The sequence below is a fragment of the Kitasatospora sp. NPDC057223 genome (assembly GCF_042669755.1).
Taxonomy (GTDB): Bacteria; Actinomycetota; Actinomycetes; order Streptomycetales; family Streptomycetaceae; genus Kitasatospora.
Genome location: NZ_JBHUWW010000285.1, coordinates 1 through 2,749, shown reverse-complemented (window position 1 = coordinate 2,749; position 2,749 = coordinate 1). Strand labels below are relative to the sequence as shown.

Below are 2,749 nucleotides of genomic sequence, written 5' to 3'. Positions count from 1 at the left end.
GCCCGGCCCCCGGGCGGTGCGGGCGGGCCGTCAGGGCTCCGGCGGGGGCGGCCCTCCGCCCAGCAGGCGGCGGAGCAGCCCGTCCAGGTCGAGGTGCTCGTGCTCCGAACCGAAGGGGACGAGGCGCTCGGTGTCGGCGAGGAAGCTCCTGACCTGCGAGGCCTGCGCCCGGAGCACGACCGTGCCCTCCTCGCCGCCCAGCACGATGAAGAGCGCGTCCGGGGCGTCCCCCGCTCCCGGGTGGACGGACACGTCTCCCGTGCCGGTGCGTCCGTCGAGGCCCGCCGCCAGCAGCTCGCGGGCGAAGACCCAGGTGACCGGGGTCGTCAGGTCGACGTGGTTGTCCAGGTGGACGCTGTACGGCTCCGCCGGGTGGTACCTCAGGAGGGCCGCGACCGGGACGCTGAGGCCGGGGCAGACCAGGACCTGGAGCTCCAGTGCCGTCGTGCAGCCCCGGGCGCCGGTGCGCTGCGGGGGGACGCGGGGGGTGTCCTCGTCCGTCATGCGTGCTCCCGCGGCTGCCGGGTGCCGCTGCCGGGGCGGGCCCGGTGCGGGGCGGGCCGGATCCGGATCACGGGGTCGTGCAGAAACGATTCGTCAGGGACGTTGCCAGTGGCCCGCAGGCCGGAACTCATACCCGGGACAACGAGTGAGGGTGCGTCCGGCAACACCCGGTCACGGGGAGGCGGCGACCGGGGCCGGGCGGGAGGCACCCGCGCCGGGATGCGGGGCCCGGCAACCTGCGCGACCATGCCTTGGTGCGTGCGGGAGAGCCCGCGGCGCCCCGCAGGGGAGAGGAAGCCGCCATGAACGGACCGTCCACCCGAGCGCCCCGCCCGCTCCGGGCGCCGCGATGACGCCCGCGCGGACGGCGCAGCCGCCGGCCCTGGACGACTTCCTGCGCGAACTCACCCGCGTCCTGCTGCGGTTCAGCGGGGAGGGCGCCGAGGGCATCGCCCGGGTCGTCCAGCGGGTCGCGCAGGCGTACGGCGGCCGGGCGGAGGTGGTGATGGTGGCCGACGGCGCCACCCTCACCGTCACGGCCGGCGCGCGGACGACCACCCTGGCCGTCTCGGCCTTCCCCGACGTGGCCCGGCTGGACCGGGCCGTCGCCCTGAAGGACCTGGTGGAGCGGATCCTCGCCGGCCGGACGGCGCTGGCGCAGGCCGAGGCCGAACTGCACGGCATCGCGGCGCGGCCGGCCCCGTACCCGCGCTGGGCGCGGCTGATCGGCATCGTGCTGTTCTCCGTCGGGTTCGCCCCGGCCGTCCAGCCCACCTGGTACGAGATCGGCAGTACGGCCGTGCTGGCCACCGTCGTGGCGCTGCTGACCGTCCTCGCCGACGGCCGCCGACGCCTCGGCCAGGCCCTGCCGCTGCTGGCCTCGCTCGTGGTCGCGCTCCTCACGCTCTGGCTGTTCGCTCCCGGCCCCGGCCACGGCGGCCCTGTGATGATCATGCTGCCGGCGCTGTTCTTCTTCGTCCCCGGCGACCTGTTCAGCGCCGCCACCGCCGAACTGGCGGCCGGCTACCTCTCCACCGGCTCGGCCCGGCTGGTGTACGCCGTCGTCCTGCTGCTCCAGCTCTACACCGGGGTGCTGCTGGGCGTGGCCGTCACCGGCTCGTCCCGGTCCGCCCTGCTGGACACGGCGCAGGCCACCGACCTGTCCCGGTGGGTGATCGTCATCAGCTGGGCGGTGTTCACCGCCGGGCTGGTGCTCGCCTTCGGCGTGCCGCTCCGGTCGGCCGGCTGGGTCCTGCTGCTGGTCTACCTGACGCTGGGGGTACAGGCCGGCGGGACGGCGCTGCTCGGCGAGGTCGCCGGCACCTTCCTGGCCGCCGTCGCCCTCGCCGTGGCCGCCGACCTGCTGGCCCGCCGGCCGGGCCGGCCGCCGCGGCTCGTCCTCTTCCTGGGCGGGTTCTTCTCGCTCACCGTCGGCTCGATGGGCCTGCGCACGCTGACCTCACTGGCGGGCGGTCACGTCCTGCACGGGTTCCACGACCTGATGGACTTCGTCACCATCGTGACCACCATCGCCGTCGGACTCCTCGTCGGCGCGGCCCTGCTGCCCGCCCGCCTCCCGGGGCCGGCCGACGGCGGACGCTGAGCGCCGGCCGGCCCGGGTCGGATCGGATCGGATGACGGTCAGTCGCCCGGGTGGGCCATCGCGTCGATGGCGACGGCGGCGGCCAGCACGGTGGCGTGGTCGGCGCCGGGGCCGATGTCCAGGCCGTAGGTGTCCCGGAGCCGGAACCACCTCTTGGAGACCTCGGCCACCTTGTAGCCGTCACGCTCGATCGTGTACTCGTGGTCGACGATGTTGCCCTGGACGGTGAGGTCCCCGCCGTCCTCCTGCTTGATCCGCCAGCGCTCGCGCAGCGGGCCGACGATGGCCTTCTTGACCACCGCCACCCGGTGGCCGCCGGCGTCCTCGATGGCCATCGAGTCCTTGATCCGCAGCGGCCGGCTCTGGACGGTCGCGACCCGGTGTCCTTCCCGGTCCTCCAGGTAGTACGTCCGGCGGGCCCGCAGGGCCTTGCCGTTGACCTTGTAGAGGTGGTCGCCGGCGTCGTCGTCGATCCAGTAGTCGTCGCCGATGGAGATCATCTTCTGCTGCATGCGGTAGCGGGTGACGCCGTCACCGTGGTCGAAGGCGTCGTTGGCGTGGCGGCGGGCCCGCCGTTCCTCGAACATCCTGCTGTCCTCCTGGTCCGGACGGTGCCGGGGTGGAAGTGGGGTCGGCCTGCGG

General features: G+C 74.6%; 3 protein-coding genes. 1 reads left to right on the top strand and 2 read right to left on the bottom strand.

The features are described 5' to 3' along the window. Window positions 1–30: 30 nt before the first annotated feature. On the bottom strand, window positions 31–504 hold the full coding sequence (locus ACFUK0_RS40020; protein WP_380258995.1) for an SsgA family sporulation/cell division regulator: 474 nt from the start codon (window positions 502–504) through the stop codon (window positions 31–33). Window positions 505–853: 349 nt separating this feature from the next. On the opposite strand from ACFUK0_RS40020, the gene ACFUK0_RS40015 reads away from it, so the two are divergent. Beyond that, a complete protein-coding gene (locus tag ACFUK0_RS40015; protein WP_380258993.1) occupies window positions 854–2,107 on the top strand; it encodes a threonine/serine exporter family protein in 1,254 nt (417 codons plus the stop codon). A gap of 38 nt (window positions 2,108–2,145) precedes the next feature. On the opposite strand, the gene ACFUK0_RS40010 is transcribed toward ACFUK0_RS40015, so the two are convergent. After that, the coding region (locus ACFUK0_RS40010; protein ID WP_380258991.1) for an LURP-one-related/scramblase family protein at window positions 2,146–2,749 on the bottom strand (604 nt) is incomplete at its 5' end.